Genomic DNA, 13,612 nt, shown 5'->3' on the forward strand with positions numbered 1-13,612 from the left:
ATTGGGTTAATAACTAAGGATAATCCCTTAAACTACTACAAATATAAGATTTGGCTTTAAATTTACCTTAAAACTTTAGAAATAATTATTTGTTAGATTGTAAACTGACTAACCACTAATAATAATCTTCTTACTGTAGTTACGGTTGTTCTTATTAATGTTGTAAATATAGACACCAGCTGTTAATTGAGGTAATTGCTCTGTAATACTTATATCGTGTTGCCCTGGTTCTAACACATCGCTAAATAACGTGCCTGTTTTTTGTCCAATTACATTAAACAACGTAATCTCATAACTTTCTTCTAAATTATTATTGATTCGTATTGCAACATTGCCTTGATCATAAATAGGCGTGTGTTCAAAGTTTTCACGTATTAAATAATCGTGGTTTGTTACTCCACTGGTACAAGAGAAGCCAAGATCAATAGGTGTATATGGTCTAGGTATTGATTGATTGATTACAGTAGGGTCAATACATAACCACTGTTCCATCACCGTTCCATATACATTAATATAATCTTGAGTGTAATTTAAATTACCTCCTCTAGTAAGATTGCTCATACTAGGATGATCACCAACAAAACCACTACCATTTAATGACGGACCAAATAATAACATTGGTGCGGCTGTACCATGATCTGTTCCATTTGAACCATTCTCACGTACTCTTCTTCCAAATTCAGAAAACGTCATAGTTAAGACGTCGTTATCGCGACCACTTGGTTCAAGATCATGATAAAATGCCATGATAGATTGAGAAATATCTGAAAGTAACTCTTGGTGTCTTTCTGGCTGGTTTGCATGAGTGTCAAATCCATCAATATTTACCATATAGACGCAGGTAGCCATTCCAGCTTTAATTGTTCGAGATATAACCGCTAACGAATTACCTAAATCTGTGTCGGGAAACTCTACTGTGTTTGTTTGTGAATTATAGGCGTTCTGAATAACCTCAGAGTATTTTAAAGTAGCATTTAACACGCCTCGCACAAACTGAAGTTGTGAACCTCGTGTACAGTCTGGAACATTAGCAACATCAAATAGTTCTCCTGTTGATGCTATTTGTAGTAGCTGACGAGTATTAGCAACAGTTAATCCATAACTGCTTTGAGATCCAGTTAAAATAATATCACCAACACCACCAATTTGCAATGCTGGAGGGGCTTCGGGTAAATTCAATAAATAATCTGGGTAAATGCTTTCAAAATAACGCCCATATACACCAGTTTCTACTAAATCATCATCTGTTCCTCTAGACATATTATCCGTACCTGTAAAATGAGAAAGATTTTGATCTTCATAACCTGTGCCATGAACAACCTTCATACAACCACCTTCCCAAATAGGTTCCATCCATTCTTGCAAATAACTTGGCACACCAAAATCTGCTGAAAGTTTATATATATCTGCCATATCATGTCGCAATGTAGGTCTATAATTGGCGTAACGATCATAGTCATAAATTGGAACAATAGTATTTAGGCCGTCATTCCCTCCTTGCAATCTTACTAGTAAAAGTATTCTACCAGATTCAGATTTTCCTAATGCATTTGTAAGCGGTGTAGGCTGTCCAAAAGCCATAGGTATACCACTCATCATTAAAGTAGCACCAGCTCCTCCTAAACCTAATGTTTGCATAAAAGAGCGGCGATTCCACTTTTTATGGTCATCTGTATTACAATTTGAATGTATATTGTATATATCTTTAGGTGAACACATATGTCTTTATTTAAGTTGATAATCTGGAAGGGAGACTATATATTCTAATAAATCGCGTACTTCTAATGGTACACCTTCAAAACTCAATGTCCATAAATTATCATCAAAATAATTCGATGGCACTCTACTTTTAAAGACATCTATACCAGTTTGGTAATCATCTACAGTATATGGGATTTCACCCATAATAGTTTCAAAGATTGAAGCAGCTACAAAATCAGCATCATTACTATTACTTGAAACGTCTCTAGCAAATTGCCTGAATTGTTCTTCATTTTGTTCCCAAGCCCAATAGATTACATCTTTACACAAAAAGCCTAATCTAAATGTAATAGTTCCTGAATTGATCCAGTTTCTATCACCTGGCCACCCAAAAACAGTTGGTGGATTTAGAATATTTTGATCAAATACTCTAGCTGCACCATAAATGAACTCTTTATTCATCTCATAGTCACCAAAGTTTAATCCTGATGAAATAATAAATTGAATAATTAGATCTAATGGGCTTTTAATAATAGTATTTCTAGCCTTTTCATCATAAAAATGCTCACTTTTAAAAAGTGTTCTTAATACCGGAGCAATGTCAAAATTATTAGCAATAAAGATATCTGCTAATGGATTTATAATATTTTGATGAATTTGATCATCAGCTTCAGGACTTACAAAATTTATGTAGATCTTTTCACAAATATAACGTGCTATTAGCTGAGTACGTTGTGCGAAAACTATATCAATAACATCATCATATCCCCAATTACCAGTTTGACCGAAAATTGTTTTATCGTCTATGTCAAAATTATCCGGATTAAAAACTATTGTTGAGTTTTCACCATTTGAATAATCGTTATATCCAGTCAAGGCACGTGAAGTTTCTACAATATCATCTTCTGTATAACCATTTCCCTCTCCCAGCGTAAATAATTCATACAATTCTCTTGCATAATTCTCGTTAGGGCTACCAGCAGTATTTTCAAACCCGTTTAAGAATTTAAGCATGGCATTATTTAATCCCATTTCATGTGTAAAATCTTTAAAATTACCTAGACAATTTCTTTGTAGAGCTTGAAAGTATTTAAACGCATAACCAGCAAACTCATATTCATTAGCTCTTGTTACAAAATGATTATGCCAAAACAATGTTAATCTCCCTCTAACTCCATTATCTAATAACTCTTTTATAAATGTATATTGAGTTTCTTGAATAAGTAATTCATTTTCATCTTCGCTATATGTAAAGCCATTTGCTGGATAATCTACTGGATCTAGTGGTGCCCATGTAGGTTCTAGAGTTGGAGCCAAGCCCATAGCATTATCAATAAGTTGATCTACATATGCATCTGGAGATATAGCCAAAGCATTGGTAATTAAAGAAGGATCAACACCAAAAGCTAGTCGATTGTGTAAGTGTCTAACCTTAACGGCATCCCAAAGATTGGTAGCTGTAGGAACAAAAATATTTAACGGGGAGGTATTACATGACACTAAGTTATTGATCATTTATTTACCTTTTAACTTATTAATAACGAGTATTCTGTTATTAATATTGTAAGAACCGAATGTAGTTTTTGAATCTAAAGAAAATCTAAAGATGTTTAATTCTTAGCATAGAATCTATCAATTATTTGATTTACATTATTAATTGTCTTTTTACACCAATCTAACCTTTTTTCATTTTTTTCATCTTCTGTAAGGTGCCAATTTACATTTGAATTACGTAAACGTGTCGTAAGATCATTTAAAATAATAGCAGCAGCCACCGAAATATTTAAGCTCTCTGTAAAACCAACCATTGGTATCTTTAAAAATCCATCAGCTTCTTTCATCATATATTCAGAAACGCCTGCTTTTTCAACACCAAATACAAAAGCAGACTTTTTTGAAACATCAAAATCTTTTAAATAACATGATTCGTTGTGAGGAGTTGTAGCAATAATTTGATAATCTCTAGCACGCAAGGTGTCAATACAATCTTTAGTATTATATTGTTTAGAATTGAATTCATGGAAGTCAATCCATTTTTGTGCCCCTTTTGCTACTTGATTTGACACATAGCTATTGTATCTATTTTCAATAATATATAAATCCTGGATCCCGAAAACATCACAACTACGTACTACTGCACTTGTATTATGCTTTTGATAAATATCCTCTAAGACAACCGTAAAATGTCTTGTTCTCTCACCTAACACCTTTTCAAAAGTCTTTTTTCTATTTTCCGTGATAATGGATTCCAAATATTTTAAAAGCTGAGTATCTATCACCCCAATTAATTTTTTATAAAAATAGAATAAAGTAAATTAGCTTAATTAATTATGAAGAAAAAAATCGTAGTTCTTACTGGAGCGGGAATGAGTGCTGAAAGTGGCGTTAATACTTTTAGGGATTCAGGTGGTCTTTGGGAGGGTCATGATGTGATGGAAGTAGCATCACCTGAAGGATTCGCTGCGAACCCAGAATTGGTATTAGACTTTTATAATCAGCGACGACGACAATTATTTGAAGTAGAACCTAATAGTGCTCATGTAGCTTTAGCCGAATTAGAGGATAAATATAATGTAACAATAGTTACTCAAAATGTAGATGATTTACACGAGCGTGCAGGAAGCTCTGATGTTCTGCACTTGCATGGTGAGTTACTAAAAGCTAGAAGTACCCATAATGAACACTTAGTGTTCGTGTGTAATAAAGATATTGTTCTTGGTGATTTATCTGAGGATGGTGCACAAATGCGCCCACATATCGTTTGGTTTGGCGAAGCTGTTCCTATGCTAGAACCTGCAATACAAATTACAGAACAGGCTGACATTTTAGTTATTATTGGCACATCAATGCAAGTATATCCTGCTGCTATTTTGGTGCATTATGCCAAGCCAAATATTCCTATATATTTTATTGATCCAAAACCTTCAGTTGCTAAAAGCGATTTTAATAATTTGACAATTATTTCTGAAAAGGCTACAATTGGCGTTAATCTTTTAATCAATCAACTTTTAGATGGATAAAGAGCTTTTCAACAAACTAATTGTTAAAAGAAAATATAGATGGGAAAATAGAGAATTACTTGTTAGTTCAGCTATTACCGATCAAGGTTTTATCCCGGTCTTGTTAGAAAACATGAATAAGGTCAATGAAAAAGAATCTGTTTATTCAGCAAGGATACTAGAGTTAGCCGTTAAAAAAAATAAAAAGATTTTATTACCTTATATCGTTGGATTTTGTAGCTTATTAAAAGTAGTAAAGTTTGATGGTTCTGTAAGGGCTTGCGCTAAGTTAATAGAGATATTTTGTGTTGAATACTTTATAAAATGTAATCCTGCTATTACAGAAAAGCTAAAAAATGATACTCTGGAGTTATTTACAGAAGTGAGTTTTGATTGGATGATTACAGACAAGACAATTGCAATACAGGCACATTCAATGTATTCTTTATACCTACTAGGGAATAAATTTAATTGGATACACCCAGAACTAATTCAAGTTATTAATAAAAGTTTACCTACTGGTAGCACTGGTTATAAAAATAGAGGCAAGAAAGTAATTTCAGCAATACAAAATAAAAATTTACTTAAGCTTTATTAGAAATTAATAGCTGTAAACTTTCGTATAACTTACCATCAGAAATTACACTACCCTTCTCAACCAAATCAAAAAGTTCTTGATTGCGTTCTTTGTTATATTTTTTAGTTCCTTTCATAAACTGTACAACTTCATTATTGGTATTATCAATAAACCAATTATAGTCTTCTTCTTTAAAAAAATCAAAACCTATTTTGTTAATCTGCACTACAAGTCTAGAAATCGATTTTTCTTCACATTTAAATAAATTAATATTTTGTTGTGAAAAATGTTCTAAATACTTGGTTTTGGTTAAGGCATCATCCCAAACTAGATCGCTAAACAAATTTAATTCTTCTTGGGCCATTTCTGGTTTTGTAGATTTAATATCATTCCATTCCTTTGCATCTATCTGCTGGGTTGCTAAAAATTGTGCAAACTCTTTATGCAATGCTTCAAATTGTTCTTTACTTAATTGTCGATACTTCATTTCTGTCTTTACTAAACTGGCGGCAAAAATAAAAAACCGCTCTATATTAGAACGGTTTTTTACTATTATTTATTTAGTAGAATTTAGAAAATATATCTAAGACCTAATTGCATTTGCCATCTAGATAATAAACTCGTATCTGCACCAAAAGTTTCAGTTAAAGATGTATCAAATGAATAAGTAGGCACATTATTAGCATCTACCGAAACCCCTATAGGTTGTCTAGTATTATTTACTTCAACCACGCCCCAATCAGAATTCAGTAAATTACTTAAATTTAAAATATCAACACTAAACTGTATAGCATTATCATCTGATACTTTTAGTTCTTGAATAAACTTCATATCCCATTTACCTCTCCAAGGAGCTAAGGCTGCATATCTTTCGGCATATTGTCCTCTTCTTCCACTTAAATATTCATCCTGTTGAATAAATGCTTCAAGAGCTTGACCTTGTCCAGGGCCAGAAAATTGCATGTTACCAATATCTCCAGACGTAGGTATATATAATAGATCATTTAAGCCAGAACCATCACCATTAATATCACCTCCATAAGTATAATTAAAACGACCACCTTGAGCATACTCAAAGAATGTCGACAGCGTTGTACTCCATTTATCGTTACTATAAGTCCATTTTTTACTAACTGCACCAATTATTCTGTGTTTATCTCCATACCTAGAGTTTGCTAATACATCATTATTTACATTACCAACAGCTGGATTACCGGCAAATGCATCACTTGTAATTTCTGCTTCGATTGAATTTACATCTTGAGCATCTAAATAATTATAAGCTACCATTGCATATAAATTGTTTTCCCATGTTTTTTGAGCTTTAAAAGATGCATTCCAGATTCTTCCTTTGTCAGAATTTGTAAAAACAAATGGTCCTTCACCAGCACCACCAATAATATCTGAAGCTTCATAAATCGGTCTGTTATCAACTCCTTGCAAAGTGCCTGAAGGAGCAAATAATCCCCAATTTTGAACGTGAGGTCCATTAATATCTTTAGTATAAGAAACATCAGCGGTTAAAACTAGACCACTTTCAAAGCGTTTATCGGCACCAATATTTGTTCTCCAAACTTGTGGAAATTGATAATCAGGGTCTACTGCTTGTAAGAAAAATACATCTGGATTTGCTATTTGATTCCCTAACCATACAAAAGGAAAACGCCCCGTAAACAATCCTGATCCTCCCCTAAGTTGAAAAGTATCATCTCCATTTACATCCCAGTTAAATCCTAATCTAGGTGAAATCAAAAATTTATTATTTGGCATCTGCGTATTATCTATCAAAGTAGATTGACCAGTATTAGGATTAAAATATGGTATGTTTGGTAAAACAAATCCTCTGCTTATTACTTCTGCCGCTTTTTCAGATGAATCAAAGAACAATGGTTTGTCAAAACGAACACCATAAGTAATTTTGAATCTATCCGTAATATTCCAGTCATCTTGTGCATAAACTGATAATTGTCCTACATTAGTTTCTGCTAAAGCCCATCCTCCCGGTGTTCCAGGTGGTACTGCATTGTTAGCATCAAATACATTCTGAGCATTTTGTAACGCTCCAACGTAATTATTTGCGTCAAAATCAGCAATATCAACACCTCCAAAAAGGTCAAAACCATAAGCTACTAAATTAAAAGAGTTATCAAATTGAAAACGTTCGTATGAAAAACCAACAGTAAACGTATGATCTCCACTAAAGATATTTAAGTTATTAGTCATTTGAAATACCTTTTGGTCTAATCTATTATGCACAGAAAATGGTTCATGACCTGCGATAATATAATTCGTGCCATCTCTAGTTATATTTATAGAAGGAGCTGGTACAGAGAAAGGGTTTCTAAAATCGTCAAAATGTGTATAACCAATTTGAAATTTATTTGTCATATTATCACTCAGCGTTGAATTTAACTCTAATTGAACTGAGTTTAACTTATTGTTGATTTGATAGCCTGAGTTTTGAAACTGCAAAGTAGTAGCACTGGCTTCTCTAAATTGAATTGCAGTTGGGTGAGCAGGTTTATCTTTAGAAGCATCTAAAAAGTTATAAATTAATGCCATTCTATTATTATCATTAATATTCCAATCTAACTTAAAAATACCTTTAGTAGAATTGGATTTATGGATAAAACCTTGATATTCTCCTGGGTCATACCCAACAGCTCGTAAAGCAGTTTGAACTGCAATTAAGTCTGATTCTAACACTCTTGATTCATTAACTGCACCTGAGCCTGTATTTGGTAAAAAGTTTTGACCTAAATCATCTCTTTCATCTTTTTCAAAATTGATAAAAAAGAATAATTTGTTTTTTACAATTGGTCCACCAACACTTAATCCATATTGAGTTTGAGAAAGTTCTGCTTTTGGCAATTTATCACCCTGTATCTTTCTACCAGTAATATCTTCGTTTCTATAGAATCCATACACAGTACCATGGAACTCATTTGTACCACTTTTAGTAACTGCGTTTACAGAGGCCCCTGTAAAACCAGCTTGCGTAACATCATACGGCGCTAGTGATACCTGAATCTGATCAATCGCATCTAATGACACTGGTTGAGAATCTGTTTGACCTCCAGGTGTCGCAGCGTCCAATCCAAATGGGTTATTAAAAATTGCGCCATCAAGTGAAAAATTATTAAATTGATCATTACGGCCTCCAAAAGAACCTCCACTAGAAGATGGCTCTAACCTTGTAAAATCAGCTTGTGAACGTGAAATGGTAGGTAAAGTTGTTAGCTCTCTACGACCAACACTGGTTTCTGAGCCCGTTCTATCATTACCAAAAACACTGTTACCTCCTGTTCCTCTAATAACTACCTCGTCTAATTGTTGGCTATCTGGGACCATAGATAAGTCTAGTGAATAAGTCTTACCTAGTGTTAAAAAAATATCCTTAATTTCCTGAGTTTTAAAACCAACATAGCTTAATGTAACTATATAAGGTCCACCAACTCTCATGTTTAATAAGTTATAACGACCATCGAAGTTAGTCGTGCCTCCATATTTTGTACCTGTTGGTGTATGTACAGCTACAACGCTGGCTCCAGGTAATGGCTGATTTTGATCATCTACTACAAGACCTCTAATATTAGAAGTAGTAACTTGAGCAAACGATGTTAGTGCAATACAAAAGAATAGTACTGCAAAAAAGTACATTTTTTTCATAATTATCTGAGTTTATTTGAATTTAGTTTAATGCTAATAATACTAGTGCATCCTTACGAAAGTATAAAAAAAAAAGCTATCCGAAAAGGATAGCTTTAATTCTTACAGTTGAATTAATCAACAATATGTTTATTTCTTTGCTTCAGCAACAACATCAAAAGGTACTTCTACAACTACCTCTCTATGCAAACGCACTTTAGCGTTGTATTTACCTAAACGTTTTACTAAACCACCAGCAACAGAAATATATTTCTTTTCAATTTCATTACCAGCTTTAGCAAACGCTTCAGCTACATCAGCATTACTTACTGAACCAAATAATTTATCTCCAGTTCCTGTTTTAGCAGTAATCTTAATTTCTAATGCTTTTAAAGCTTCAGCAGTTTTATTAGCTTCTGCAATAATATTTGCTTCTCTATGCGCTCTTTGCTTTACATTTTCAGCTAATACTTTTTTAGCAGAAGTAGTTGCTAAAACAGCATATCCTTGAGGGATTAAAAAATTACGACCATAACCATTCTTAACAGTTACTACATCGTCTATAAATCCTAAATTCGCTACGTCTTTCTTTAATATAAGTTCCATAATCGTATCTTTTATTATTTTAACATATCACCTACATAAGGCATTAATGCCAAATGACGCGCTCTTTTAATTGCCTGAGATACTTTACGTTGATATTTTAATGAAGTACCTGTTAAACGACGAGGTAAAATTTTACCTTGCTCATTTACTAAATACATTAAAAAATCTGCATCTTTATAATCTATATATTTAATACCGTTTTTCTTAAAACGACAGTATTTCTCTTTCTTTTGCGTATCAATATCTAACGGAGTTAAATACCTGATCTCTGCTTTATTTCCTTCTTTTGCTTGTTGATCTATTGATGCCATACCTTAGTTTTTTGATGCTTTTACACGTTCCTTTCTAACCTCTGCCCAAGCCGCAGCATGCTTATCTAACTTTACAGTTAAATAACGCATAACACTATCGTCTCTTCTAAATTCTAATTCAAAAGGAGCAATAGCGTCACCAGCTACTTTGTACTCGAATAAATGATAAAAACCAGTTTTTTTCTTTTGGATTGTATAAGCTAATTTTTTTAAGCCCCAATCTTCTTTGTGAGTCATTTCGGCACCTTTAGAAACCAAGTAGTCTTCAAACTTCTTTACTGTTTCCTTTACCTGAGTATCAGATAAAACGGGATTCAAAATGAAAACAGTTTCGTAATGATTCATGTTAATAATTTTTTATTATTTAATTTTAAGCGTGCAAATATACGATATTCTTCTTATAACTATATATAAATTTTATTAAAAAAGTGTAGTTTTGAAATAGCACTAAATAGCTCATTTTATGCAAGTACCAGAAATTCCGAACCTCATACATTATGCAATTCCATTCTTTGTAATCACGTTGTTGATAGAAGTGCTGGTTGATGCTCGTGAAAAAGCAAAAGCATACGAAACAAAAGATGCTGTAACGTCTTTAGCTATGGGTCTTGGTAATGTTTTTTTAGGATTGATCAGTAAAGCTATGATCTTTGTTATTTTTATCTATATCTATAACAATTTTAGATTATTTACTATTCCATTTGTTTGGTGGGGATGGATGTTGATTCTATTTGCTGATGATTTTGTTTATTATTGGTTTCATAGGGTAAGTCATGAAAGTAGGTTCTTTTGGGCTAGTCATGTGGTACATCATTCATCGCAAAAATATAATTTGAGCACAGCATTACGGCAAACATGGTCTGGCAGTTTTTTATCGTTTGTTTTTTGGTTGCCTTTACCATTACTGGGATTTCACCCCGTAATGATATTAGCACAAATGTCTGTTAGTTTGATTTATCAGTATTGGATACATACCGAGTTTATAAAAAAAACGTCTTGGTGGTTTGAAGCTATATTTAATACACCGTCACATCACAGAGTACACCATGCGACAAATCCTCAATATCTAGATAGAAATCATGCCGGCATTTTTATTATATGGGACAAGTGGTTTGGTTCTTTTGAGCCTGAAGTTGAAAAACCTATATACGGATTGGTAAAAAACATCAATTCATTTAATCCTTTATACGTTGCTTTTCATGAATGGATTGGTATGTTTAAAGATGCTTCTCAAAAAAGAGCATCTTTAATTAATCGATTAAAATATTTTATTAAACCACCTGGTTGGAAACACGATGGTACTGGTACTATTTCTTCCGATTTGCGTAGGGAATGGGAAAGATCAAATAAAAATTAAATCTAAATGAAAAGCAATAATTCTCACTATTATGAAACACATATTTATTTTAACTTTAGTTCTTTTGTTTGGTCTAGTGGTACCTCCTTTACAAGCTCAAGAAGATGTTTTTATTAAAGATTATTTAGAACGACTAGAAAATTCGCATAAGTATTTAATTCTTGTAGCCGAAACTATGCATGAAGAAAAATATGATTTTAAAGCTACACAAGAGTCTTTGTCTTTTGTCGAAAACCTAATGCATATTGGGTTTGCCTTAGATTGGCACAGTCAATCACTTTTAGGTGACAGAGCATCTAGAGATTGGAAAACTGATACCGTCTATAAAACTAGGAATAAGTCTAAAAAAGAAATGATTGAAACAGTCAATAAAACGTTTGATCAGGCTATAAAACTGATTAAGAATTTTGACCCCAAAAAGCTAGATGACAAGTTAGATTATTTCGGTTTAAATAGGTCTAAAAGACAAATTCTCTTATTACTTGCAGATCATATAACGCATCATAGAGGTCAAATGTTGGTTAGCATGAGATTAAACGGATTGGTGCCACCTAGATACGTTCTATTCCAATAACCTAGGAATAACTTCTTTAATAAACTTCTCTTTCCTTTAAAAAGTAGTTGATAGAGAAACCTATAGTTTTATTTTTCCAAGTATCTCCTTCAGTATTTACAATACTCGAAAGACTATTGTAATAACTTAAGCGGAGCTTTACGCGTTTTTTAACCAGCACTCCTGCTCCAACAGTACTACCAAAAGAAAGACCTTTTACATCGGCATCACTACCAATATCTAAACGAATGGTTTCTTGTTTATTTTCGGTGATTGCCCTGGTATTAAATCCTACGTTAATACCTGCGTCTACAAAAAACTGAAACTTCCGTCTATTCCAATTTAAATAGTATCCTAGACCAATAGGGATTTCAACTACATCGACACCCCATTTTTCATCAGAAGTATTAATACCTCTTCTAGCAATAGCATCAAACTCACGACGATTAAAATTAATCCCTAATCGTACAAACAAATTATCTGATAAATCACGTTCAGCCACATAACCTAAAAAGTAACCTACTTTACTACTTGGGTCTACAGATTCGCCAACCATAAAATCAGCATTATTGGTGTGAATACCTAGTTCTAATCCGTGATAAAATTGGCTAAACGAAAGGTGTGAAGTAAAAAGGAATATAAGAATTGAAATTGCCTTTCTAAAAAATCTATTTTGTATTCCCATATATATTCTTTTATAAAGAATTTCGTTTGACTTTAAGGAGTATACTTTATAAAAACGAGTTGTATTAATATTTAGTATAGGTTATTTATTAGTTATAATATTCATTTCTTATGATATTTAATAATAACATTCTTTTTTCTAAAATCATTTTTTCCAATCTCAATTAGGTTTTTAACCTTAGAATTAATCAGGTTAAATCTTGCATTATCTAAGATTAAAGTATCTATGTCAATACCTTTAACTCTAGCCACATTAGTATATTTACCTTTTACTATAAGTTTATTAATTCTACCATTGCCATTTATTGCAAATACATGGTCAAACTCCAAGTAACCAGCATCTAAATAAGGTACATCTTCCCATCTCACTAAAGCTCTATATTTACCTGCAACCTCTCCTTTTAAGGTCTTTAATTGTTCGCTAGGGTTTGAGTTAATGAATTGTACCGTATCCACTTTAAAATACCTTCCTTTGGCTTTACCATAATGCTTCCATTTCATAAAAGCTACACCGCTTTTGTATATCATTGCATCCGTTCCATCATTGTTATAAAACGCAGAATCACTTTTTATCGATTTTATATAATAACTATATGGGTTTTGCATGTATAAAAAAGATGCACGGGGATATTTAATTTGTATTTTATCAATATAGTGCGTCATTCCAATTTCAGGAGAACGAGGATCAGTTACGAGGCTTATTCCTTTTGATCCTCCATTAAAAGCCGCAACACTATCATTTTGAATGATTATTATATTGTTTAAATATGTTTTTGTCCTAGCAGAACTAATCTTAATAGCGTTATTCTTATAACCATTTATTTCTACATTTTCAATACTTATTTTCTCATAAAATTTATTTGTTTTTCCATAATAGTCTCCTTCTATATGTAAACCTCCATTTAAAACATTCGTTAACTTATAATTCTTGATCGATTTACTAGAGTTACTGTTAGCTACAATATTTATTAAGAATTTTCCTTTAGACTTTAAACCATTTATTTCTCTAATTTTATTAATATTAAATTTAGATTCAAATTGTTTAATTGTATCGGTAACCTTTATGGTTTTTACAGTGTCAACATAGTTAGTGACATTAATAGGCTTATCAATAATCGGAATTATCTCTCTCATTACTCCTTCATTTGGAGTAGAACAGCTCAAAAATAATAATAT

Annotated in this window: 14 protein-coding genes; 4 read left to right on the forward strand and 10 right to left on the reverse strand. The window is 32.5% G+C overall.

Annotated features, from left to right (window positions below; translation table 11 throughout):
* Positions 1-108: 108 nt before the first annotated feature.
* From AC1EUV_RS06110 to AC1EUV_RS06120, 3 genes are all read right to left on the reverse strand, one after another.
* The gene (locus AC1EUV_RS06110) at positions 109-1,719 is read right to left on the reverse strand and encodes a DUF1501 domain-containing protein (protein ID WP_480197794.1); all 1,611 of its coding nucleotides are present in this window, start codon (positions 1,717-1,719) and stop codon (positions 109-111) included.
* Positions 1,720-1,725: 6 nt separating this feature from the next.
* The gene (locus AC1EUV_RS06115) at positions 1,726-3,216 is read right to left on the reverse strand and encodes a DUF1800 domain-containing protein (RefSeq protein WP_480197795.1); all 1,491 of its coding nucleotides are present in this window, start codon (positions 3,214-3,216) and stop codon (positions 1,726-1,728) included.
* A 95-nt stretch (positions 3,217-3,311) separates the two neighbouring features.
* On the reverse strand, positions 3,312-3,980 hold the full coding sequence (locus AC1EUV_RS06120; protein ID WP_480197796.1) for a TrmH family RNA methyltransferase: 669 nt from the start codon (positions 3,978-3,980) through the stop codon (positions 3,312-3,314).
* A gap of 51 nt (positions 3,981-4,031) precedes the next feature.
* On the opposite strand from AC1EUV_RS06120, the gene AC1EUV_RS06125 reads away from it, so the two are divergent.
* Together AC1EUV_RS06125 and AC1EUV_RS06130 are read left to right on the forward strand one after the other, a co-directional pair.
* Complete coding sequence (locus tag AC1EUV_RS06125; RefSeq protein WP_480197797.1) at positions 4,032-4,721, forward strand: SIR2 family NAD-dependent protein deacylase; 690 nt, start codon at positions 4,032-4,034, stop codon at positions 4,719-4,721.
* Positions 4,714-5,298, forward strand: coding sequence for a hypothetical protein (locus AC1EUV_RS06130; protein ID WP_480197798.1), 585 nt, complete (start codon positions 4,714-4,716; stop codon positions 5,296-5,298). The genes AC1EUV_RS06125 and AC1EUV_RS06130 overlap by 8 nt, the downstream gene beginning before the upstream one ends.
* Here AC1EUV_RS06130 and AC1EUV_RS06135 read toward each other — a convergent pair.
* The 5 genes from AC1EUV_RS06135 to rpsF form a co-directional block, all read right to left on the reverse strand.
* The gene (locus AC1EUV_RS06135) at positions 5,285-5,764 is read right to left on the reverse strand and encodes a DUF6495 family protein (protein WP_480197799.1); all 480 of its coding nucleotides are present in this window, start codon (positions 5,762-5,764) and stop codon (positions 5,285-5,287) included. The genes AC1EUV_RS06130 and AC1EUV_RS06135 overlap by 14 nt on opposite strands.
* Positions 5,765-5,847: 83 nt before the next feature.
* Positions 5,848-8,946, reverse strand: coding sequence for a TonB-dependent receptor (locus tag AC1EUV_RS06140; RefSeq protein ID WP_480197800.1), 3,099 nt, complete (start codon positions 8,944-8,946; stop codon positions 5,848-5,850).
* Positions 8,947-9,075: 129 nt separating this feature from the next.
* Complete coding sequence (gene rplI / locus AC1EUV_RS06145) at positions 9,076-9,531, reverse strand: 50S ribosomal protein L9 (RefSeq protein ID WP_480197801.1); 456 nt, start codon at positions 9,529-9,531, stop codon at positions 9,076-9,078.
* 14 nt (positions 9,532-9,545) lie between these two features.
* Complete coding sequence (gene rpsR / locus AC1EUV_RS06150) at positions 9,546-9,842, reverse strand: 30S ribosomal protein S18 (RefSeq protein ID WP_480197802.1); 297 nt, start codon at positions 9,840-9,842, stop codon at positions 9,546-9,548.
* A 3-nt stretch (positions 9,843-9,845) separates the two neighbouring features.
* A complete protein-coding gene (gene rpsF, locus AC1EUV_RS06155) occupies positions 9,846-10,187 on the reverse strand; it encodes a 30S ribosomal protein S6 (protein WP_480197803.1) in 342 nt (113 codons plus the stop codon).
* A gap of 118 nt (positions 10,188-10,305) precedes the next feature.
* Between rpsF and AC1EUV_RS06160 the strand changes: the two genes are divergently transcribed.
* Both AC1EUV_RS06160 and AC1EUV_RS06165 read left to right on the forward strand, forming a co-directional pair.
* The gene (locus tag AC1EUV_RS06160; protein WP_480197804.1) at positions 10,306-11,199 is read left to right on the forward strand and encodes a sterol desaturase family protein; all 894 of its coding nucleotides are present in this window, start codon (positions 10,306-10,308) and stop codon (positions 11,197-11,199) included.
* Positions 11,200-11,230: 31 nt separating this feature from the next.
* Positions 11,231-11,773 carry a DinB family protein gene (locus tag AC1EUV_RS06165; RefSeq protein ID WP_480197805.1) on the forward strand — a complete coding sequence of 181 codons (543 nt, stop codon included), beginning with the start codon at positions 11,231-11,233 and terminating at the stop codon, positions 11,771-11,773.
* A 16-nt stretch (positions 11,774-11,789) separates the two neighbouring features.
* On the opposite strand, the gene AC1EUV_RS06170 is transcribed toward AC1EUV_RS06165, so the two are convergent.
* The gene (locus tag AC1EUV_RS06170) at positions 11,790-12,437 is read right to left on the reverse strand and encodes a porin family protein (protein ID WP_480197806.1); all 648 of its coding nucleotides are present in this window, start codon (positions 12,435-12,437) and stop codon (positions 11,790-11,792) included.
* Positions 12,438-12,538: 101 nt separating this feature from the next.
* Complete coding sequence (locus tag AC1EUV_RS06175; protein WP_480197807.1) at positions 12,539-13,570, reverse strand: hypothetical protein; 1,032 nt, start codon at positions 13,568-13,570, stop codon at positions 12,539-12,541.
* Positions 13,571-13,612: the final 42 nt, after the last annotated feature.

The sequence above is a fragment of the Maritimimonas sp. 2304DJ26-3 genome (assembly GCF_056591635.1).

Coding starts and splice junctions, on each gene's coding strand:
- AC1EUV_RS06110 (WP_480197794.1), bottom strand. CDS start 1,719: ATGTGTTCACCTAAAGATATATACAATATACATTCAAATTGTAATACA.
- AC1EUV_RS06115 (WP_480197795.1), bottom strand. CDS start 3,216: ATGATCAATAACTTAGTGTCATGTAATACCTCCCCGTTAAATATTTTT.
- AC1EUV_RS06125 (WP_480197797.1), top strand. CDS start 4,032: ATGAAGAAAAAAATCGTAGTTCTTACTGGAGCGGGAATGAGTGCTGAA.
- AC1EUV_RS06130 (WP_480197798.1), top strand. CDS start 4,714: ATGGATAAAGAGCTTTTCAACAAACTAATTGTTAAAAGAAAATATAGA.
- AC1EUV_RS06135 (WP_480197799.1), bottom strand. CDS start 5,764: ATGAAGTATCGACAATTAAGTAAAGAACAATTTGAAGCATTGCATAAA.
- AC1EUV_RS06140 (WP_480197800.1), bottom strand. CDS start 8,946: ATGAAAAAAATGTACTTTTTTGCAGTACTATTCTTTTGTATTGCACTA.
- rplI (WP_480197801.1), bottom strand. CDS start 9,531: ATGGAACTTATATTAAAGAAAGACGTAGCGAATTTAGGATTTATAGAC.
- rpsR (WP_480197802.1), bottom strand. CDS start 9,842: ATGGCATCAATAGATCAACAAGCAAAAGAAGGAAATAAAGCAGAGATC.
- rpsF (WP_480197803.1), bottom strand. CDS start 10,187: ATGAATCATTACGAAACTGTTTTCATTTTGAATCCCGTTTTATCTGAT.
- AC1EUV_RS06160 (WP_480197804.1), top strand. CDS start 10,306: ATGCAAGTACCAGAAATTCCGAACCTCATACATTATGCAATTCCATTC.
- AC1EUV_RS06165 (WP_480197805.1), top strand. CDS start 11,231: ATGAAACACATATTTATTTTAACTTTAGTTCTTTTGTTTGGTCTAGTG.
- AC1EUV_RS06170 (WP_480197806.1), bottom strand. CDS start 12,437: ATGGGAATACAAAATAGATTTTTTAGAAAGGCAATTTCAATTCTTATA.
- AC1EUV_RS06175 (WP_480197807.1), bottom strand. CDS start 13,570: ATGAGAGAGATAATTCCGATTATTGATAAGCCTATTAATGTCACTAAC.